The sequence below is a fragment of the Gordonia sp. McavH-238-E genome (genome assembly GCF_022348225.1).
In the GTDB taxonomy this organism is placed as follows: Bacteria; Actinomycetota; Actinomycetes; order Mycobacteriales; family Mycobacteriaceae; genus Gordonia; species Gordonia terrae.
The window spans coordinates 1-20,773 of record NZ_JAKRFE010000020.1; the positions used below are offsets into that span (position 1 = coordinate 1).

Consider the following 20,773-nt stretch of genomic DNA (forward strand, 5'->3'; position numbering starts at 1 on the left):
GTGCCGAAGCCTGCGGGTGGACCGCCGGGTCCGCCGCCCCGCCGACCGGGCCCGCCGCCGCAGCCTCGACCGGTCCCTCGGCCGGCCGGTGGTCCACGCCCGGTGCCCCCGCCCTCGACACCCCCGCCCTCGACACCCCCGCCGGGAACGCCCCCGCGTCCCGCGGGCCCGCCGCCGCGGACGGCCCCCAAGGACCAGTCCCCGAACGAACCGGCTCCGGCGATGACCTCGATCGTCAAGACCGGTGGCCGGACCACCGACGTACGCCCCGACGCGTCGTCGACACCCGGCGAGTGACCGGACGACACGCGGGTGCCGTTCTGGGGTGAGCTGCTGGTCGCAGCGGTGATCATGGTCGGACTGGTGGGCATCGTCGTGCCGATCCTGCCCGGGACGTTGCTCATCGTCGGCGCGCTGTTCGTGTGGGCGCTGATCGTCGGGGGCTGGGCCTGGTCGGTGTTCGCGCTGGCCCTCGTCGTGATCGCGATCGGTGAGGTGCTCAAGTACCTGGTCGCCGGGCGGTCCCTGCGCGCGGACGCGATCCCGAACCGCACGATCGTGGTGGGCGGCCTGGTCGGCATCGTCGGCTTCTTCGTCGTGCCGGTCATCGGTCTGCTGCTCGGGTTCATCGTCGGCGCACTGGCGTCAGAACTGGTCCGCACGCGGAGCTTCGACGGAGCCTGGCGCGGCGCGTTCTCGGCACTCAGAGCCGCCGTCAAGACGATCGGCATCGAGCTGCTCTTCGCGCTGATCGCGACCGGCATCTGGACCGGCGGCGCCTTCGTCTGGTGACCTGCGGGGTCGCCGATCCGCGTCTGAACTGGCAATATCGAAGCTTGTGACCGCGGTCACCAATTGCATGTGTACAGTCGTGCACCGAAGGGTAAATACCCGCCAGTAACTCCAGCCGAGGGGATTCCAGGGGAGGAGTTTGTGTGAACCTATTGAAGTGGAGCAAGCGGCCGGCAGCGGGGGTCGAGGCCCGCAAGCCCGAGGTCAACATCATCCGCGGTCTGGTGGCGCGAGCGACCACTCCGCTCCTGCCGGACGACTATCTGCACCTGATCAATCCGCTGTGGAGCGCACGGGAACTCCGCGGCAAGGTGCTCGACGTCACCAAGGAGACCGACGACACCGCGACCGTCACCATCCGGACGGGTTGGGGCTTCCCCGACTCGTACAAACCGGGCCAGTACGTCGGCATCGGTCTGCAGATCGAGGGCAAGTGGCACTGGCGGTCGTACTCACTGACATCCATCGGGGCCAACGAGAACAAGACCATCGCGATCACCGTGAAGGCGAACCCGGACGGGTTCCTCTCGTCGCACCTGGTCGACGGCGTCAGCCCCGGGACGATCATCCGGCTGCAATCCCCGAAGGGCGATTTCCATCTGCCCGAACCGGTGCCGGGCAAGATCCTGTTCGTGACCGCCGGAAGCGGCATCACCCCCGTGATGGCCATGCTGCGACAGCTGAGTTCGCACGGTGAGACGCCCGACATCGTGCACATCCACTCCGCGCCCACGCGCGACGACGTGATCTTCCTCGACGAGATGGAGAAACTGGCCGAGGAGGCCGACGACTACGACCTCAACCTCCAGCTGACCAAGGAGATGGGGAAGTTCGACGTCTCCCGGATGGACGAGTGGGCGCCGGACTGGCGCGAGCGCGAATGCTGGGCCTGTGGGCCGGTGGCGCTGCTCGACGCGATGGAGAGCCACTACGAGGACGGTGGTCTCCGCGAGCGGCTGCACGTGGAGCGGTTCGCCATCGCGCGCACCGACCACGGCGGCGAGGGTGGCACCGTGAAATTCGCGATCTCGGACAAAGAGGCCGAGATCGACGGCGCCACAACGCTGCTCGAGGCGGGCGAGAACCTGGGCATCCAGATGGCGTTCGGATGCCGGATGGGCATCTGCCAGACCTGCGTCGTGCCACTCGCCGGGGGTTACGTGCGTGACCTGCGCACCGGCGAGGAGCGTCGCGAAGGAGAACGAATCCAGACATGCATCAGCGCCGTGTCTGGTGAATGCACCCTCGATCTGTAGGAGGCTTCATGGCCATCACCGACATCGATCAGTACGCACATCTCACCGACAGCGACGTCGAGACCCTCGGCGCCGAACTCGACGCCATTCGCCGTGACATCGAGGAGTCGCGTGGCGAGGCCGACGCCAAGTACATCCGGCGGGCCATCACCATCCAGCGGAGTCTCGCGGCCGGCGGCCGGCTCGCCCTGATGTTCAGCAACAAGAAGGTCGCCTGGGCGGCCGGTACCGCGATGCTCTCGCTGGCCAAGATCATCGAGAACATGGAACTGGGCCACAACGTGATGCACGGTCAGTGGGACTGGATGAACGATCCGGAGGTCCACTCGGCGTCGTGGGAGTGGGACACCACCTGCCCGAGCGTGCAGTGGAAGCACTCGCACAACTTCGTCCATCACAAGTACACGAACGTCGTCGGGATGGACGACGACGTGGGCTATGGTATCCTCCGCGTCACCCGGGACCAGCCCTGGGAGTGGTGGAACGTCGGCAACCCGATCTACAACCTGACGCTGGGAACATTCTTCGAATACGGTGTCGCACTGCACCATCTGGAGACGGAGAAGCTGCGCAACAAGGAGAAGACCTACCGCCAGGCGGCCAAGGATCTCCGGGTGATCGGCACCAAGGTCGGCAAGCAGGCCGCCAAGGACTACCTGATCTACCCCGCCTTGGCCGGACCGAACTGGAAGACGACGCTCACGGCGAACTTCACGTCGAACATCGTCCGCAACTACTGGGCGTACATGGTGATCTTCTGCGGTCACTTCCCCGACGGCGCCGAGAAGTTCACGGTCGAGGAGTTCGAGAACGAGGATCAGCCGCGCTGGTACCTGCGGCAGATGTTGGGATCGGCCAACTTCAAGGCGGGCCCGCTGATGCGGTTCATGAGTGGCAACCTCAGTCACCAGATCGAGCACCACCTGTTCCCCGACCTGCCGAGCAGCCGGTACGAGGAGATCGGTGTGCGCGTCCGTGAGCTCTGCGACAAGTACGACCTGCCGTACACGACCGGGACCCTCCTGGGCCAGTATGCGCAGTCGTTCCGGACCATCGCGAAGCTGGCATTGCCGAACTCGCTGTTGAAGGCCACGTCCGACGACGCGCCCGAGACGGCGTCGGAGCTGCGGTTCGCGATCCGCGAGGGCATGAGTGACCACTTCGGCGTCGACCCGGAGACCGGTAAGCGCCGGGGGTTGCGGACCGCGCTGCGCGAACTGAAGAATTCGCCGGTGCGGGCAGCGCATGTCGGCCGGGCCGCGTCCGGTGCTCCGGGGCGGAACCAGCACTGACAGAACCGATGTCGCGCATCGTTGCGTTTGCCGCAACGATGCGCGGCATCTGCGAAACCACGTCCGGTCGTGGGTCGTCCGTGCCAGAATGGCGCTCGTGCGCATCGGGATGACGATGCCCGTGATGGAGCCCGATCTCGATGCCGAGATGCTCCACTCCTGGGCCACCACCATCGACGACGGTCCGTTCAGCTCCCTGTGCTGGGGTGAACGCATCGCGTTCGACAACCCGGAATGCCTGACCTTTCTCGGGGCGCTGGCGGCCTGGACGGCTCGGGTACCGCTGGTGATGACGGTCGTCGTGCCGCAGCTGCACGACCCGGTGATGCTCGCCAAGTCACTGGCGACCGGCGACATGCTGTCGGCCGGCCGCCTCACCGTGGCCCTCGGCGTCGGCGGGCGACACGAGGACTATCGGGCGGTCGGCGCGGACCCGTCGACGCAGACGATGCGTCAACTCGCCGACCGCGCGGCGACGATGAAACGGGTATGGGCCGGAGAGAAGCTGACCGAGTCGGTCCTGCCGGTCGGTCCGCCGCCGCACCGCAAGGGTGGGCCGGAACTGCATGTCGGCACCACCGGACCCAAGACCATCCGCAGCGCGGTCGACTGGGCGGACGGGATCGCCGGGGTCACCTTGGATCTCGACACCGTCAAGCAGAACGAACTCTTCGACGTCGCCCGGTCGGCGTGGGCCGAGGCCGGGCGGGCGGCACCGCATCTTGCGACGTCGTTCTGGTTCGCGATCGGCGACGGCGACGGTCCGCGCGCGCAGGTCACCCGGCACCTGCACCACTACATGAACTGGATCCCCTCGGAGTTCGTCGACGCGATCGCACCCACCACCGGGTGGGCGGGCACCGAGGCCGAGCTGGCCGAGATCCTACGGCGCTTCGCCGACATCGGCACCGACGAGGTCCAACTCATCCCGACGAGTTCGGACCCCGATCAACTGCGGCGAGCCGCGGACGTGGCCGCGGCATTCTCCTGACGGAGCGTCGCCGCGGGATCTAGGGTGCTGCCATGGCCTCCCTGCGGCGGATGCTCGGCATCGGCAAGCTCCCCGATGACCTTCGCGCCGAAGCCGCTTCCGAGCAGGCCCACCACATCGTCGAATTCGTGCCCGTGACACTGCGATTCAGCGGCCGCGTACCCGGCCGATCGGCGCAGGGCTCCGTCCGGCCCTTCACCGGTGCCCTCGTCTTGACGCCTCGTCGAGTCCTGGCGACGATGTCGACCGTTCCCGGGCGCGCCGGCCGGGCCGTCGACCACGAGTGGGCGGCCCCGCCGGGGTCGATGGTCCGCGCGGTCATCGACCCCGGCGGTCTCGTCATCGAGATCCCGGCGCTCGATCGCGTCCATCCCGACTTCACCGGGACGCTGAGTCTGACCTACTCCACCGAGCTGCCCGAATCGGTACTGCAGCGGACGCCGGCGCGCGAGGTGTGGTTCGATGTCCCCGCGCGCTATGTGACGTCACTCGTCGGCGGTCGCCGGAGTTGACGCGACCGGCCCGCGTCGTGCTGCGAATTGTTCTCGCAGAGAGCGTTTGAGGATCTTCCCGGTCGCGCCGAGCGGAAGCGCCGAGACGATGTGCACGGTCTTGGGGACCTTGTAGCCGGCCAGCCGGGACCGGGCGAAGGCGCGGAGATCGGCTTCGGTGGGTTCGTGCCCCGGGGCGGGCACGACGAACGCCGTCACCTCTTCGCCCCAGGTGTCGTGCGGCAGCCCGACCACCGCGACCTGCGCGACGTCCGGGTGGTCGCCGAGAACCGCCTCGACCTCGGTGGGATAGACGTTCTCACCGCCGGTGATGACCATGTCCTTGAGCCGGTCGGTGACGTACACGTAACCGTCGGCGTCGACGCGGCCGATGTCGCCGGTGTGCAGCCAGCCGTCGGCGTCGATGGCCGCCGCGGTCTCGGCGTCGCGCCGGTGGTAGCCGCGGGTCGCCTGCGGTGTCCGGACGCAGATCTCGCCCTGCTCGCCGGACGTCGCCTCGGTGCCCGATGCGGTTCTGATGGTCAGTTCCACCCAGGGGTACGGGCGGCCGACGGAGCGGAGCAGATGTGCGCGCTCGGGGTCGGTGCTGTGGTCCGCGGCGTCGAGTTGGGTGACCGCGCCGTGGGTTTCGGTGAGTCCGTACACCTGGAACAGCGGGGTGCCGAAGGTGCGCAGCGTCCGTCGCAGGAGTGCGGGGGTGATCGGCGCGGACCCGTACGCGATCGACCGCAATGCCCCGACATCGGCCTGGTCGGCGCCCGGTACGTCCACGAGCATGCCGATGACGGTCGGTACCAGGAAGACGTTCGTGATGCGTTCGCGCACAAGGGTGTCCAGGAGGGATTCCGGGGTGAAGTCGGCGATGACCACGTTGTGTGCGCCGTTGGCCAGCCCCACCAGCGCCCAGCCCAGTCCGCCGATGTGGAAGAGAGGCATGGCGCAGAGGCTGACCGACGAGTCGTCGAACCCCCACGGCCCGCCGGCCTGCGTGCAGGCGCCCAGGTTGGTGTTGGAGGTGAGCACGCCCTTGGGCCGGCCGGTGGTACCCGAGGTGTAGAGCTGGAGGACCACGTCGTCGGCGTCGCCGACGTGGCCCGGATCATTCGGGGACGCCGCGGCCAGCAACTGTTCGTACGAGAGCGGTTGTCGTGGATCGCCGAACGCGATCGGTTCCATGACAGTGTCTGCACCGGAGAGGATCTCCGTCACCGCATCGAGAAAGTCGCGGTGGCAGACGATCAGACGTGCCCGTGCGTCGTCGACGACCTCGCCGAGCTCGCGGACCGAGAGCCGCCAGTTCAGCGGCACGGTGACCGCGCCGATCTTCGCGGCGGCGAGTACCGTCTCGATGATCTCCGGAGAGCTCTTCCCCAACACGGCGATCCGATCGCCGGCTCGGATACCGCGGTCGCGCAACACGTTCGCCAGACGGTTGGCGCGGTCGTCGAGCTGCCGGTAGGTGAGCTGCACCCCGGCCCCCGACAGCGCCGGGGCGTCTCCGTCGAGGCGTGCGCGGAGCCGGGTCTGCTCGGCCAGACGATAGTCGGTCGGCGTCGTCATTCGGCAGCCGCCAGGTCGGCGAGGTGGCGCATCACGTCGGGATACCGGCGCAGGTGCGCACCGCCGTTGATGTTGATCGTCTCCCCGGTGACCCACCGCGAGTCGTCGGAGGCGAGATAGAGGACCGCGTCGGCGATCTCGTCCGGCCGGCCGTTCCGCCCGAGCGGGGTGTTCTCGGTGAAGTCGTCCTGGATGACCGGGATCGAGGTGAGGGTCTGCACCAGCGGGGTGTCCACGAGCCCGGGGGAGATCGAGTTGACCCGGATGCCGCGCGGGGCCAGCTCGAGTGCGGCGACCTCGGCGAGCATCACCATGCCCGCCTTGGCCGCGCAGTAGCCCGCGAAGCCGGCCGCAGGCTGGCGGGCGTTGAGAGAGGCGATGCCGATGAGCGATCCGCCGTCGTTCAACGTTCGTCCCGCGTGCTTGGTCACCAGGAACGAACCGGTGAGGCACAACTCGATGGTCGTCTGCCACTGCTGCGCGTCGAGGTCGACGATGAACCCCGGGATGTTCAACCCGGCGCAGTTCACCGCGATGTCCACACCGCCGAGGTCGTCCGTCACCCCGGTGAAGAGCGCGGCCACCGACTCCTCGTCGGTCACGTCGACCCACCGCGCCTGTGCGTCTCCGCCGAGGTCTGCGGCAACAGCCTCGGCGGCTTCGAGATTCACGTCGGCCACGGTCACCGCTGCACCGTGGACGGCCAGCGTCCGGGCCGCGGCTTCGCCGATGCCCGAGCCGCCGCCGATGACGACGGCGATCTTGCCGTCGACACGCTTGTCCGTCATGGTCTCTCCCTCTCGCCGGGTGTGATCGGTGGTCACCGGGGCAGGTTCTCGTAGTAGGGGACGACGATCTCGTCGGTGCTCGTGACGTCGCCGAGCATCATGGTCGTGATCGGGTGGACGACGCCCGGCTCGATCTCGGCGTTGATGCACGCGGGGACATCGGCGCCGAGAGCCTTCTCGACGGCGGGCGCGAGATCGTCGAGATGCTTGACGCGCATTCCGATTCCGCCGAAGGCCTCCGCGATCTTCTCGTAGTCGCTGTCGGCCAGCTCGGACACGACCACGCCCTCGGGCCCGAAGACGGCCTCCTGCCCGTGGATCGACATACCCCAGACGGCGTTGTTGAAGACGACGGTGGTCACCGGCAGGTGATGACGGGCCATGGTGTCGAATTCCTGCGGGTGGAAACCGGCTGCGCCGTCTCCGGTGATCAGCACGACGGGTGCGCCGGGCCGGGCCCGGGCCGCTCCGATCGCGAATCCCGGTCCGACGCCCAAGCATCCGAGATAACCCAGCCGCAGGACGCTTCCCGGACGTCCGACGGCGACGAAGAACTCTGCCCAGGACGGGGCCTCGGCGCCGTCGAGCACGAAGATGGTGTCCGGCGGGCAGGCCTCGACGATGGCCTTGGCCGCGAAGTAGGGGTGCATCTTGCCGGTGTCGGTGGTCGCGTCGGGGAATCCGGCGGCGTGCGCGCCCTTGGCGGCCTTCACGGTGCTCGCCCACTCGGTCCAGTCCGGCCAGGTCCGTCCGGCGGCCGCAGCGGTGAGTTGCTCCAGAGCGGCGCGGCAGTCGGCGACGATCGGGACCTCGACGTCGTAGATCCGGCCGATCTCGGCGGGGTCGATGTCGATCTGGATGATCTTGGCGCCCGGGAACATGCTGGCCCGCCCGCCGGTGAACATCCCGGCTCGCGTGCCCGCCATGACGACGACGTCGGGTGTGGGCGCCCCGAGGGCCGGGATGGTGCCCATCGACAGGAGTCCGCCACCGGCGAGCGGGTGGTCGGCCGGGATCGCACCATCGGCCTTGCCCGGATAGAACACGGGCACGCCGACGGTCTCGGCGAAGGCAACGAGCGCTTCTTCGGCACGGGAGAAGGTGATCCCGCCGCCGATCACGATCGCGGGGTTCGATGCGGTCTGCAGCAGGTCGAGGGCCAGGGTCACGGCGTCGGGATCCGCTCCGGACCGCGTCGAGACCCGGTAGTTGGTGGGGAAGCGCACCTGATCGTCGTCGGCCTCGCCGAACATGACGTCGATGGGCAGTTCGAGCAGCACCGGGCCCGGCACGCCGCTGGTGGCCTTGCGGATGGCCAGCGCGACGATCTCCGGGACGCGGGCGGCGTCGGTGATCCGGTAGGCCCACTTGGTGACCGGGTCGGCGGCGGCGATCTGATCGAAGCCGCCCTGCAGCGGATTGGTCTCGGTCTCGCGCAGCGGAGGCGCCCCGACGACGAACAGTGTCGGCGAGCGGTCCAGGTAGGCATTGGCCAGCGCGGTGTAGACGTTGGTGAACCCGGGGCCCGAGGTGACCACGCACACGCCGAAGCCGCCCGTGACGCGTGCGTACGCATCGGCGGCGTGGCCGGCGCTCGCCTCGTGGCGGGTGTCGGTGAGCCGGATTCCTTCTCCCGCGCAGGCGATCAGGAAGGCGTCGAGGTGTCCGCCGTGGAGGGTGAAGACCTCCGTCGTGCCGGCCTGGGCGAGTGCGCGGGCAAGAAGTTGACCGCCGTTGACAGTTGCCATTGTGGGGACCTTTCGAGAGCCGTCCAACGTGTGCGGCTGAGAGTAACTGCGATCACAGTGCGACGCCAGAGTCGCATTATGCGAACACATCCGTCGGTGGCACGATGGGCGCATGGCGCGCTCCTCCCCGCAGACCGAACGCATCGTCATGCTGATGCAGCTGCTGACCGACCAGCCGACGACGGCCCGGAGCCTGGCCGACATCGCGCGGCACCTCGGGGTCTCGAAGCCCACGTGCTATCCGATGGTCATCGCGCTGACCGAGGCGGGCTGGCTCCTGCGGGACCCGGTCACCAAGGGCTACCGCCTGGGGCCCGCGGTGGTCCCGATCGGTGAGGCGGCGTCGCGGGCGATGGCCCCGGTGGAGGTCGCTCGTCCGCTGATGCGCGATCTGGCCGACGAAAGCGGCATGGCGGCAATCGCGTTCGTACCCTCGGGGGCCGACCTGGCGATCGGTGAGATCGTGCAACCCGTGGCCGGCCGCCGCGGCACGCTCGGCCTGCGGCTGGGCGACACCCTGGAGATCGCGCCCCCGCTGGGCGCGGGACTGGCCGCGTGGTACCCGCCCGATCGGCTCAACGAGTGGCTGCTCCTCGGTGCGGACCATGTCGGGATCGACCATGCCGAACTGCGCGAAATGTACCGGCCGATGCTCGAGGTGATCCGCGCCCGTGGGTACGCGGTGGAGTGTGCTGATCAACGAGAGCAGTCGCTGTCGGCCACCGTGGCCGGGCTGCGCGGTACGGGCATCGCCGGGCAGCGTGCGGTCTCCGCGCTACGCGAGGCGCAGCGTCGTCTGTCCACCGACGTCGTGGTCGGTGAGATCGATCCGGCCGCCGACTACCGGCCCATCTCTGTCAACGCCGTCGCCTTCGCACCCGGCGGAGTGCCCGCAGTCATCGTCGCGGTCGTCGACGCGCGCACGTCCATGCTCGGGCAGGATGTCATCGAGCTCGGCCGCCGGGTGCGGACCGCCGCGGCCGCGGTCACCGACGGGCTCGGCGGGGCGCCGCCTGTCGGGTCCTAGATCATCGACCCGCGGCTCAGCCGACCGGCTGCTCCTCGACCGCCCGACCGGGACGCAGCATCACGAGTGCGAGGATCGCGGCGGCCGCGGTGAGGACGCCCGAGAACGTCAGACACAGGTGCATGCCGTCCAGGAAGGCGTCGCCGACGGCGCCCATCACGGCGGGGGTGTCGGCGCCGAGGTTCAGGCCGCTCGCGGCGGCCAGGCCCTCGGTGTCGACCGCGCCGACCACCCGGTCGCGTACCGGTTCCTCGACACCGGCGTCGATGAGCTTCTGCGGCAACGAGTTCACCGCGCCGGCGGTCAGGAGGGCACCGAGTACGGCCGGACCGAGCGCGCCGCCGACCTGACGGAAGGCGTTGTTGCCGGCCGCGGCCATCCCCGACAGGTGATAGGGCACCGCCGACACCGCGGTCGCGGTCATCGGTGCCATCACCAGGCCCATCCCGAGCCCGAGCACGACCAGACGCCAGGAGATGGATGCGAACGAGGTCTCGGCGTCGATGGTCAGCAGTGCGAACTGGGCAACGGCGACCATGATCAGACCGCCGCCGATCAGGAACCGCGCGTGGATACGGTGCATCATCTTGCCGGCGAGCGCCCCGACCAGCATCGACGCGCCGTTCATGAGGGCCAACCGCCAGCCCGCCTCGATGGTGCCGAGCTGCTGCACCAGACCGAAATACATGCTGAGCACGAAGATGAAGCCGATGAGCGCCAGGAACGTGATCATCGCGACCAGGGTCGTGGCCGTGAAGGCGCGGCTCCGGAAGAGATCGAGGTCGAGCATCGGACTCGCCGAACGCTTCTCGGTGATGACGAACACGACCGCGGCGATGACGGCGACCACCAGCGCGACGATGACCCGGGCGTCGCCGAAGCCGTAGACGCCGGCCTCGATGACGCCGAAGACCAGCGCGGTGACCGCGACCGCGGCGGAGATCTGACCGGGCCAGTCCAGGCGACGGGCATGGGGCGCACGGGATTCCGGCAGGGTCACCGCCGCGACCGCGAGTGCGATCAGCGCCACCGGGATCGGCAGCAGGTAGATCCAGCGCCAGCCCGCCGACTCGGCGACCGGGCCCGCGACCAACGGCCCGACCGTCAGTGAGAGCATCAGCGCCGATGCCCAGATGCCGATGAACTTGCCGCGCTCGCGGACGTCGGGGACGGCATGGCTGATCAGAGCCAGGGTCGTGGGGAGCAGCGCGGCCGCGCCTGTGCCGGCGAGCGCCTGTCCGATCCACACCATGCTGATCGACTGCGCGGACAACGCCACGAGTGCGCCCAGTGCGGTGAGGGACAGTCCGACCAGGTACACCTTGCGTCGGCCGTGTACGTCGCCGAAGACCCCCGCGGTGAGGATGAACGCCGCCATCGGCAGGACGAAAGCATCCTGGACCCAGGACAATTGAGCGGTCGACGCGCCGAACGCGGTGCCGATCGCCGGTAGGGTCACGGCAACGCTCGTGATGGGCAGGTAGGCGACGAAGACGCCGAGGCAGGCCATGACGATGGTTGCCGTGCGGCGTTCGGGAACTGTCGATACACCGGTGGTGACGGGGGAGGTGGTCGCGGTCACGCGCTCGCTTTCGGTCTTGGAGGAAGGGGGCGCCGCACGGCGCAGAGATCCATTGTCGGAGTCCATGCCCCGAAATCGCGTACGGATTCCCTGAGGCGGTACGATTCCGGCCACCGAGACTCGTCATCGGTACACTTCCTCCATCATGGACGACATCGACGGCACGATCCTCCGCGCACTACAGGTGTCGCCGCGGGCGACGTTCCGGCAGCTGGGCGATGTGGCCGGCATCTCGGAGCAGACCGCGGCGCGTCGCTACCAGGCGCTGCGGCGGGCCGGGGTGATGAAGGTCGTCGGCATCATCAAACCCTCGGTGCGCGGCCAGTCGGAGTGGGTGGCACGAGTGCGGTGCCGCCCGGATCGGATGGAACCGCTCGCATCCTCACTCGCCCGCCGAAGGGAAGTCGCCTTCGCCTACGTCGCATCGGGGGGTGCGGAGATCATCTGCCTCATCCGGGCGCCACTCGGTGTGGCGGGCGAGGAAGCGATCGCGAAGACGTTCCCGGCGCGCGCCGCGGTGACCGACGTCAGCATCGATCTCATCCTGCACGCCTTCGACCCCGGCCACCCGGCGTCGAGATGGACGGGATTCGGCGGCCATCTCGCCGACCGCGACCGGGACCTCCTCGCCTCCGCAGCGACCGGAGCGGGCGATGACACGCCGGAGGAGCCGGAACAGGACGACACGGCGGGCGGCGGGCGCCTGACCGCCGACGATGCGATGCTGATCGAGGCCCTGGTCCAGGACGGCCGCCGGGCGCACCGCGAGCTCGCCCGTATCTGTGGCTGGACGGTCGGACGAGTCCGCCGTCGGCTCCGCGCACTCGAACGCGCCGGGGCATTGTTCTACGACGTCGAGATCCTGCCCGACCGTCTCGGTTTCGACCTGAGTGCCACCCTCTGGCTCACGGTCACCCCGGCGGCTCTCGACCGGGCGGGAACCGAACTCGCAGCTCACGACGAAGTCGCGTTCGCCGCGGCGATCAGTGGCGAGCGGAACCTCATGGTGTCGCTGATCTGCCGGGACACCGCTCATTTCTACGACTATCTACGGACCCGGGTTGCCGCCATCGAGGGCGTCACCGGGTACTCGGTCAGCATCCGGATGCGCCGGCTCAAGCAGAACGCCTCGCTTGTGGTGCAGGGACGGCTGATCCAGCCGGTGTGATGCGCGATGCAGGGTAGCGTCCACGTGTGACCTCGCCACCACATGCCGACCGGGGCCTGGTGCGATTGTGTGTGCTGGCCGTCGTGGCGGGGCTCGTGACCGGTGTGCTGGGCGGCGCGTTCCGCTGGTGTCTCGGGCACCTGGACCGTTGGCGCGTCGAGATGCTCGACTGGTCGGCGGGATTCGGTGTTCCCGGGTGGCTGGTACCCATCGCGGTCACCGCGGCCGGCGCGGCGCTCGGCGCGCTCGCCGTTCGGGTCGTCCCGACCGCCGCGGGCAGCGGAATCCAGCATGTGGAGGCGGTCGAGCGCGGTGAGGTGTCCTCGGCGCCGCTGCGCCTGATCCCGGCCAAGTTCGTCGGCGCGCTCGCCGCGATCGGATCGGGGCTCGTGCTCGGGCGAGAAGGGCCGACGGTGCACATGGGCGCCGTCGTCGGTGCCGAGACCGGCAGGCGCGGAGGGCTGGACGACGCCGACGTCCGGGTGATGCAGACGTCACTGAGCGGCGCGGGGCTGGCGGTGGCGTTCACCGCGCCGATCGGTGGTGCCCTGTTCGCGCTCGAGGAGGTCGGCCGTTCGGTCCGGCTGCGACTCGTGGTGCCGACGGTGTTCGCCGTGGTGGCGGCGGTCGCCGCCGGCCGGGTGATCCTCGGCGACCGTCCGGAATTCGACGTACCCGATCTCGACGTGCCGTCGGTGACGGTGCTGCCCGTCTTCGTGGTGTTCGGCCTCGTCTCCGGCCTCATCGGGATCGCCTACAGCCGAATGGTTCTCGGGACCCTCGGCTGGGTCGGCAGGTTCTCGCGGGTGCCCCCGATCGGTCGCGCCGCTCTCATCGGTGCGGTGATCGGTGCACTGCTCGCCCTCGACGCGCGCGCAGCCGGCGGCGGGGACGGACTCACCCAGGCGGTCGTCGACGGCGGTGTCGTGCTCCCCGCACTCGCCGCGCTCTTCCTCGTCCGGTTCGTCGCAGGTCCGCTCTCGTACGCCGCGGGCACGCCCGGTGGTCTGTTCGCGCCGCTGCTCGCACTGGGCGCGCTGTGGGGTGCCACCTTCGCCGAGGTCGCCGACATCGTTGTCCAGCAGCCGGACTCGGCTGGGTCGGGATTCCGGGGTGCGATGATCCTGGCCGGGATGGCAGCGCTGTTCGGCGCGGTCGTCCGGGCGCCGCTCACCGGGATGGTCGTGGTGATGGAGATGACCGCGACCACCACGGTCGCCCTTCCCATGCTGGCCGCGACGGCTGCCGCGGTGCTCGTCGCGCACCTGTCCGGGTCACCGCCGGTGTACGACTCGCTCCGCGAGCGGATGCTCGCGAATTCGGCTCGGCGGGATGACCCCTGATCTCAGGGGCACCAGGGGTCGCGCTTTCGGATCAGGGGGCAGCGGGGGTCGCGTTCGTCCGTGAGTCCAGCGGCACGATGAGCGGGCCGCCCGTGACCGGATCGGTCATCACGTGCGCCCGCAGGCCGAACGCCGCATCGAGGGTCTCGGCGTCGATGACCTCGGTGGGGGAACCGGTGGTGACGATGGCGCCGTTGCGCATGACGAAGAGCGAATCGCTGTAACGGGCAGCCAGATTCAGATCATGCAGCACCATGACGACGGTCTTGCCGTGCTCGTCGCGGAGCCTGCGGACCAGGTCGAGGACGTCGATGGAGTGGGCGAGGTCGAGGTAGGTGGTCGGCTCGTCGAGCAGGATGAGGTCGGTGTCCTGGGCGAGGGTCAGCGCGATCCAGACCCGTTGTCGCTGTCCGCCGGAGAGCGCGTCGAGGGTGCGGTCGGCGAGGTCGAGGGTGTCGGTCATCTCCATCGCCTGCGCGACCGCCGCCTCGTCGGCGGCGCTGGCCTGCGCGAACCAGCGCTGGTGCGGGTGTCGTCCGCGCCCGACCAGGTCGGCGACGGTGAGACCTTCGGGCGCAATGGGATTCTGCGGCAGGATCGCCAGGGTGCGCGCGACCTGTTTGGGCCGGGCCGACGAGATGTCGTCGCCGTCGAGGTACACCGTGCCGGCCCGCGGTGGCAGCAGCCGGGCGAGACACCGCAGCAGCGTCGACTTGCCGCATCCGTTCGAGCCGATGATCGTGGTGACCTGCCCGTCGGGGATGTCGATGTCCAGGCCGTCGATGACGATCCGGTCGTCGTAGCCGACGGTGAGCCCGACGCCGCGCAATCGCGCGGTGGCGGTCGGGTTTTCGAGGGAGGACGCGGTCATACGCTCGCCTTTCGGGACATGACGACCATCAGGTAGATCAGGAACGGCCCGCCGATCGCGGCGGTGACGATGCCGACCGGCAGACCACCGGGCAGTACCGTGCGGCACAGTAGGTCGCCGCCCAGGACCAGCGCCGAACCGATGACCCCGGACACCAGAGGTGTGGGCACGGCGGTACCGGCCAGCCGCAGGGCGATCTGCGGGGCGAGCAGGGCGACGAAGGCGATCGGGCCGGCCGCGGACACACTCAGCGCGGCGACCAGGACCGCGGTGAGGAGCAGCGTCGTCGACACCGCACCGGTGCGGACACCGAGTCCGCGGGCGAGATCGGGTCCGAGGCTGAGCATCCCGATCTGGCGGGCCAGGGCGACCACGACGACGATGCTCGCGCACACACCCGCGACGACCGGCCACACATTCGACCAGCCCACGTTCGCCACCGATCCGACGATCCAGACCTGCGCGCGACCGACATCCCGGATGTCGGCACGGGACAGCAGGAACTGGGTCAGCGCCTGCAGCAGCCACGTCATCCCGACACCGATCAGCACGAGCCGGAACGGGTTGATGCCGCTGTTGGCCTTGCGTCCCGGCCATGCCAAGACGTACATGACGACGGCGGTGAGCAACCCGCCGAGCATGGCGGACGCGGGGACGCCGAGACCGCCGAGCCATGCGCCCCAGCTGGTGGTCGAGAACGCGATCGCGGTCACCGCCGCCACGCTGGCACCGGCGGTGATGCCGAGCATGTCCGGCGTGGCCAGCGGGTTCTGGGCGATCAGCTGGGTGAGCGAACCGGCAAGGCCCAGACCGAATCCCACCAGTAGCGCGACCAGCGCGCGGGGCAGGGCGACGTCGAAGACGACGACGTTCTCGACCCGGGTGCCGCCGCCGAGGAGGATGCGCGCGACGTCGATCGGGGTCAGCGGGAAGTCGCTGACCCCGACGCTCGTGAGGAACAGGAGGACGGTGACGGTGGTGGACACCAGTGCCACGGCGAGCATGCGCGGGCGGACGACCATCGACATCGGTTCGATGGCGATCCGGTAGCCGCCGGGATGAGGTGCGATCCGGGTCTTGGCCCGGAGCCCGGTCTTCTCGGCGATACCGGTCGCGGTCTTCATGGAGGTCGGCGGGTTCACACGGTCCCCAATCTCTGTCGGCGGACCATGACGATGAGGAACGGCGCCCCGACCAGTGCCAGCATCACACCGACCTGGACTTCGCCGGGGCGGGCGACGACGCGGCCGAGGATGTCGCAGCCGACGAGGAGGATGCCGCCGAGCAGAGCGGAGTACGGGATGATCCACCGGTAGTCGGCGCCCACCATCGCGCGCGCGATGTGCGGAACGACCAGACCGAGGAACACGATCGGGCCGCAGGCCGCGGTGGCGGCTCCGATGAGCAGGGTGATCGTCAGCACGCCGAGGGCGCGGATCAGCACGACCCGGGAACCGAGTGCCTTGGTCATGTCGTCGCCCAGGCTCAGGACGTTGAGGAAGAATCCGCTCGCCAGCGCGAGGACGAGTCCGACGCCGATGAACGGCAGGCTGGCCCAGAACACGTCGATGCCCCGGCCCGCCGTGGACCCGACACTCCAGAAGCGCCACTGGTCCAGCGAATTGGTGTCCACGAGCACGATCGCGGACGTGATGGCGGTCAGCATCGCGGTCAGGCCGGTACCCGCGAGCACCAGGGTCAGCGGACTCGAGCCACTCAGCGACGACAACCCGAACACCACGGTAGACGCGATGATCGCGCCGACGAGGCCGAAGAACATGAACGCGATCGGGCTGGTGATCCCCAGCAGATAAATGCCGCCCACGACAGCGCATGCGGCTCCGGCGTTGACGCCCAGCATTCCGGGGTCGGCGATCGGGTTGCGGGTGTGGCCCTGCGTGATGGCGCCGGCCGCACCGATCGCGAGTCCGGCGGACAGGCCGAGCAGGGTGCGCGGCACACGGAGGTCCCACACGATCCCGTCGACGTCGGTGTCCTTCGGCACCTGCGGCATCCGCAGATTGATCAACGCGTTCCAGATCTCCTGGGCGCCGGCGGTGAAGCTCGGCCAGATCTCGTCGAGAGGGACCGGTCGGGTCCCGAAGAGCACGGACGCGACGACCAGCGCTGCAAGGGTCGCGAGCAGCAGCGGGATTCCGAGAACTCGGACAGATCGGCGCACGAAGGTAAACCTTACCAACCTTGCGCGGGGACGCCTCCGCGCCGTGTGCGGAGCAGACAAGCCGGGTGTCGTTCGGATAACGAAATGCCGACGAATACTGAGGGAAGGCTGTGCGCGCGGTAACACTTCGCTCAGGCTGGGTCGATAGTCCCGGTGTCGGTGGGCATCTCGGACCGACAGCAGCAGACCGGTCGCCGGTGGGATGGGATGAACCGCCCCACGACGGCGACGTCGGGAAACACAACAGTGTCGCCTACGAACGAGGAGGATCGATGAAATCGCTGAAACGGGCTCTCACAGGGGTTCTGGTCGCCGCAGGAATCGCCGGTGGAACGCTGGTGGGTGCTGCACCCGCCCACGCCGCCGTTCCCAACCTCCAGATGACGGGCGGGGTCTACTGCCAGTTCGCTGCTCCGGGCACTCCGTGGAACCAGGCGTGGAGCATGACCCGGTTCATGCGGGTCACCGCGCGTGACGGCGAGTTCCGCAACGTCACCCTGCAGGAGATCAACGGCGCGACGAAGTTCAAGTCGCAGCTGAAGAAGAACGAATCGCTCACGATCAAGACCACCTGGTTCGGCTGCTTCCCGTCATCGATCGCCGGATACGCGATCTCCGACTACGCCGAGAACCTGACCGACAATGCCGGTTTCTGGTGGAACGTCCGGCGCGTTGACAACCCCTTGGACCGGCTCGGCACGGGCTCCTCGGCATCGGCGTCGACGGTCCTGACCGGCGGCGGCACCGACGTCGCGGGCGTTCCCGCGATCCCCAGTCGATGAACAACTGAAGCATTTCGCGCCGGGCGGCGTGCGGGGAGGACGCCCCCGCACCCGCCGGGCGCATGCGAAAGAGCGGCGACCGAGAGATCTCGGCCGCCGCTCTTGTGCGTTCGTCACGCGGAGGGGCGGGACACCTTGTCGGGCTCCGACGCGGCGAGCATGTCTTCGCGTTCGACGACTTTGACGCGTTCGCGGCCTTCGGCCGCGCCGAGTGCGCGTTCGTGTTCGTCGAGTCGGTACCAGCCGTCCCAGGTGGTGAAGGGGATGCTCTTGGACTCGAGGAGTTCGATGATGGCGTCCTCGCCGGGTTTGCCGGGTTGGTTGAGGGCCCCGGCTTCCATGTCTTTGAGGATGCAGTCGACGGTCTCGTTGGCGTCGCCCTTGGTGTGGCCGATGAGGCCGACGGGGCCGCGTTTGACCCAGCCGGTGGTGTAGATGCCGGTGAGCTGTTGGCCTTCGTCGAAGACGCGTCCGGCTTCGTTGGGGATGACGCCGGCTTGGGAGTCGAATGGGATCTCGGGCAGGTTGTCGGAGAGGTAGCCGACCGCGCGGTAGACCGCGCCGACTTCCCAGTCGGTGGTCTTGCCGGTGGGTTTGACGTTGCCGGTGCCGTCGAGCTGGGTGCGTTCGGTGCGCAGACCGACGACTTTGCCGTCTTCGCCGAGGATTTCGGTGGGGCTTTCGAAGAAGTGCAGGAACAGCTTGTGGATCGCGCCCTGTTTGGGTTCGCGGATCGCGTAGTTCTCGATGATCGTGGCGACCTGGTCGGTGATCTTCGATCCGCGGCGTGCGACGGCCGAGCCCTCGTCGTAGTCGATGTCTTCGGGGTTGACGATGACTTCGATGTTGGGGGAGTGGTCGAGTTCTTTGAGTTCGAGGGGGGTGAACTTGGCCTGGGCGGGGCCGCGGCGGCCGAAGACGTGGACCTCGATGGCCTTGTTGGCTTTGAGTCCTTCGTAGACGTTGGCGGGGATCTCGGTGGGCAGCAGTTCGTCGCCGGTCTTGGCGAGTACGCGTGCGACGTCGAGGGCGACGTTGCCGACGCCGATGACTGCGACCTTCTCGGCCTCGAGGGGCCAGGTGCGGGGGAAGTCGGGGTGGCCGTCGTACCAGGCGACGAACTGGGCGGCGCCGTAGCTGCCGTCGAGGTCGATGCCGGGGATGTCGAGGACGCGGTCGTCGGTGGCGCCGGTGGAGAAGATGACCGCGTCGTAGTGGGCGCGTAGTTCGTCGATGGTGATGTCGGTGCCGTAGTCGACGTTGCCGAGCAGGCGTACCTGTGGTTTGTCGAGGACCTTGTGCAGGGCGGTGATGATGCCCTTGATGCGCGGGTGGTCGGGTGCGACGCCGTAGCGGATCAGACCGAACGGAGCGGGCATCCGCTCATACAGATCGATGCTGACGCCGCGGTCCTTGGCGGTGTCGGACTTCATCAACGCGTCGGCGGCGTAGATCCCGGCGGGACCGGCACCGACGATCGCAACCCGCAGCGGGCGGCTGTTGTCGCTCATGGAGTAGGTGTCTTCCGTTGCTCAGCACGCGCCGGCCAGCAATCTCGGTGACCCCCGGGTCCGCGCGTATGGATAAGGCCTATCCCTTCTACGGTAGGCGCTTGCTGTCCCCGACCAAAATCCATCTGTGAGGTAACCCTCACCTCGACGGGTGATCGGCGGCGGGGCCGCGGCAGGCTCAGGCCTTGCCCGCGGCGGCCGCGATCGGTTCGACGGCCTGATCGGCGACCCATGGGATGGTCAGAACAGTCGGCACCGACATGGCACTGCCGACCTCTTGGGGCAGGTAGACGACGCGGCCCGACTGCGCAACGGCCAGGCGGTTGAATGCCGCGTTCGACTTCAGCCGGTCGTTGGATCCCTCCCAGTCGACGGCGACGACGACGTCGGCCGAGTCGAGCAGGTTCAGGCTCTCGGCCGGGAGGTCGCCGTAGAATCCGCTGGTCAGCGATGGCTGCAGCGCCGGCGGGAAGGTCAGTCCGTATCCGGCGACGGTCTGCCCGCGGCCGTCGCCGGGGCCGTAGATCGACACGCCGCCGGTCGGGCTGGCGGTCACGACCACAGCGGTCTTGCCCGCGAGTTGCGGATTCTGCTCGCGGACTCGTGCGAGGAACTGCTCGGTCTCGGCCACCTTCCGGTCGGCCAGCTCGGGCAGCCCGACGGCGGTGCCGATCTGTCGGGTCTGCGCGTCCCACGGCACCTGCCAGGGCTGGAACTGCGCGGGCCGCAGGATCGTCGGTGCGGTCTTGCTCAGCAGGTCGAACTGATCGCGGGTGGGGTCGGCGCCGACCGCGGTGATGAGGTCGGGTTCGGTGGCGAGGGTCTTGGGAATCTCGTCGCCGAACGCACCCGAGGAATTGGGGAGGACGACCGGGTTCGAGTCCGCGAGCAGCTCGGCATTCCACGGTGCCGACGCCTGGTCGGGGTCGGCGAAGGGCGCGATCGTGGTGGGGGTGATCCCCAGCGCGAGCAGGGTGTCACCGTCGCCGACGCCCATCGCCGCGACGCGTTTCGGCGCCTGTGCGACCGTCGCGGGGGCATAGACCTGCTGCACGGTCACCGGGATCGCGCCGGCCTCGGGGGCGGGCGCCTGCGCCATCCCGGAGTCGACGGTCTCATCCGGCGGCGAACACGAGGTCGCCACGAGAGCTGCCGCGAGCAGCCCGACGAGAAGGGTGAGTGTGCGGCGGGTGGTAGAGCGCATCCGGGGTCCTCGCTGGTCGTTGCGTTCGGCGTCGTCGTTCTCCGCTGTACTTCGGTACTCAGGTACTCAGGTACTCAGGTACTCAAGTACTTAGGGCCACCTTACTCACGGTGTTCCGATTGCCGACGACGCGCGGGTGCGCTCGTCGGGCACCGCACGGCCGG

The 20,773-nt window shown here is 68.9% G+C and carries 18 protein-coding genes and 1 pseudogene; 10 read left to right on the forward strand and 9 right to left on the reverse strand.

The annotated features are described in order from the left end of the window. The 6 genes and pseudogenes from MHN80_RS22670 to MHN80_RS22695 form a co-directional block, all read left to right on the forward strand. Positions 1–329 (forward strand): annotated as a pseudogene (locus tag MHN80_RS22670) (hypothetical protein); the annotation flags it as partial. Further along, complete coding sequence (locus tag MHN80_RS22675) at positions 313–792, forward strand: DUF456 domain-containing protein (protein WP_064569727.1); 480 nt, start codon at positions 313–315, stop codon at positions 790–792. The pseudogene MHN80_RS22670 and the gene MHN80_RS22675, both read left to right, overlap by 17 nt. A 143-nt stretch (positions 793–935) precedes the next feature. Then, the gene (locus tag MHN80_RS22680; RefSeq protein ID WP_064569728.1) at positions 936–2,048 is read left to right on the forward strand and encodes a ferredoxin reductase; all 1,113 of its coding nucleotides are present in this window, start codon (positions 936–938) and stop codon (positions 2,046–2,048) included. 8 nt (positions 2,049–2,056) lie between these two features. After that, complete coding sequence (locus tag MHN80_RS22685) at positions 2,057–3,340, forward strand: fatty acid desaturase (RefSeq protein ID WP_101819781.1); 1,284 nt, start codon at positions 2,057–2,059, stop codon at positions 3,338–3,340. A gap of 88 nt (positions 3,341–3,428) precedes the next feature. Further along, positions 3,429–4,331 (forward strand): LLM class flavin-dependent oxidoreductase, encoded by a 903-nt coding sequence (locus MHN80_RS22690; RefSeq protein ID WP_004020765.1) that lies wholly within the window; start codon positions 3,429–3,431, stop codon positions 4,329–4,331. A 32-nt stretch (positions 4,332–4,363) separates the two neighbouring features. Then, positions 4,364–4,843, forward strand: a complete 480-nt coding sequence (locus MHN80_RS22695) for a hypothetical protein (RefSeq protein WP_239403754.1) — start codon at positions 4,364–4,366, stop codon at positions 4,841–4,843. On the opposite strand, the gene MHN80_RS22700 is transcribed toward MHN80_RS22695, so the two are convergent. Genes MHN80_RS22700 through MHN80_RS22710 form a run of 3 tightly spaced genes read right to left on the reverse strand, consistent with a single transcriptional unit; the run spans position 4,817 to position 8,939 of the window. Then, the gene (locus MHN80_RS22700) at positions 4,817–6,403 is read right to left on the reverse strand and encodes a long-chain-fatty-acid--CoA ligase (RefSeq protein ID WP_239403755.1); all 1,587 of its coding nucleotides are present in this window, start codon (positions 6,401–6,403) and stop codon (positions 4,817–4,819) included. The genes MHN80_RS22695 and MHN80_RS22700 overlap by 27 nt on opposite strands. Then, positions 6,400–7,191, reverse strand: a complete 792-nt coding sequence (locus tag MHN80_RS22705; RefSeq protein WP_239403756.1) for an SDR family NAD(P)-dependent oxidoreductase — start codon at positions 7,189–7,191, stop codon at positions 6,400–6,402. Before MHN80_RS22705 ends, MHN80_RS22700 begins: the two co-directional genes overlap by 4 nt. A gap of 32 nt (positions 7,192–7,223) precedes the next feature. Beyond that, on the reverse strand, positions 7,224–8,939 hold the full coding sequence (locus MHN80_RS22710; protein ID WP_078112657.1) for a thiamine pyrophosphate-binding protein: 1,716 nt from the start codon (positions 8,937–8,939) through the stop codon (positions 7,224–7,226). 112 nt (positions 8,940–9,051) lie between these two features. Here MHN80_RS22710 and MHN80_RS22715 point away from each other — a divergent pair, with 112 nt between their 5' ends. Further along, positions 9,052–9,966, forward strand: a complete 915-nt coding sequence (locus tag MHN80_RS22715) for an IclR family transcriptional regulator (protein WP_239403757.1) — start codon at positions 9,052–9,054, stop codon at positions 9,964–9,966. Positions 9,967–9,982: 16 nt separating this feature from the next. Here MHN80_RS22715 and MHN80_RS22720 read toward each other — a convergent pair whose 3' ends face one another. Next, a complete protein-coding gene (locus MHN80_RS22720) occupies positions 9,983–11,548 on the reverse strand; it encodes an MFS transporter (protein WP_239403758.1) in 1,566 nt (521 codons plus the stop codon). A 145-nt stretch (positions 11,549–11,693) separates the two neighbouring features. Between MHN80_RS22720 and MHN80_RS22725 the strand changes: the two genes are divergently transcribed. Together MHN80_RS22725 and MHN80_RS22730 are read left to right on the forward strand one after the other, a co-directional pair. Continuing rightward, a complete protein-coding gene (locus MHN80_RS22725) occupies positions 11,694–12,716 on the forward strand; it encodes an Lrp/AsnC family transcriptional regulator (protein WP_004020772.1) in 1,023 nt (340 codons plus the stop codon). 26 nt (positions 12,717–12,742) lie between these two features. Next, positions 12,743–14,059, forward strand: a complete 1,317-nt coding sequence (locus MHN80_RS22730) for a ClC family H(+)/Cl(-) exchange transporter (protein ID WP_239403759.1) — start codon at positions 12,743–12,745, stop codon at positions 14,057–14,059. A 31-nt stretch (positions 14,060–14,090) separates the two neighbouring features. On the opposite strand, the gene MHN80_RS22735 is transcribed toward MHN80_RS22730, so the two are convergent. From MHN80_RS22735 to MHN80_RS22745, 3 genes are read right to left on the reverse strand one after another with little or no spacing between them, the layout of a single operon-like run. Then, positions 14,091–14,930, reverse strand: coding sequence for an ABC transporter ATP-binding protein (locus MHN80_RS22735; RefSeq protein ID WP_101819788.1), 840 nt, complete (start codon positions 14,928–14,930; stop codon positions 14,091–14,093). Further along, positions 14,927–16,054 (reverse strand): iron chelate uptake ABC transporter family permease subunit, encoded by a 1,128-nt coding sequence (locus MHN80_RS22740; RefSeq protein ID WP_239403760.1) that lies wholly within the window; start codon positions 16,052–16,054, stop codon positions 14,927–14,929. The genes MHN80_RS22735 and MHN80_RS22740 overlap by 4 nt, the downstream gene beginning before the upstream one ends. 14 nt (positions 16,055–16,068) lie before the next feature. Then, positions 16,069–17,112 (reverse strand): iron ABC transporter permease, encoded by a 1,044-nt coding sequence (locus MHN80_RS22745; protein ID WP_239403761.1) that lies wholly within the window; start codon positions 17,110–17,112, stop codon positions 16,069–16,071. 272 nt (positions 17,113–17,384) lie between these two features. Between MHN80_RS22745 and MHN80_RS22750 the strand changes: the two genes are divergently transcribed. Next, positions 17,385–17,894, forward strand: coding sequence for a hypothetical protein (locus tag MHN80_RS22750; protein ID WP_239403762.1), 510 nt, complete (start codon positions 17,385–17,387; stop codon positions 17,892–17,894). 113 nt (positions 17,895–18,007) lie between these two features. Here MHN80_RS22750 and MHN80_RS22755 read toward each other — a convergent pair whose 3' ends face one another. Together MHN80_RS22755 and MHN80_RS22760 are read right to left on the reverse strand one after the other, a co-directional pair. Continuing rightward, complete coding sequence (locus MHN80_RS22755; RefSeq protein ID WP_239403763.1) at positions 18,008–19,405, reverse strand: FAD-dependent oxidoreductase; 1,398 nt, start codon at positions 19,403–19,405, stop codon at positions 18,008–18,010. A gap of 178 nt (positions 19,406–19,583) precedes the next feature. Then, entirely contained in the window at positions 19,584–20,609 is a 1,026-nt protein-coding gene (locus tag MHN80_RS22760; RefSeq protein ID WP_239403764.1) for an ABC transporter substrate-binding protein, read from the reverse strand. Between the last annotated feature and the right edge of the window lie 164 nt (positions 20,610–20,773).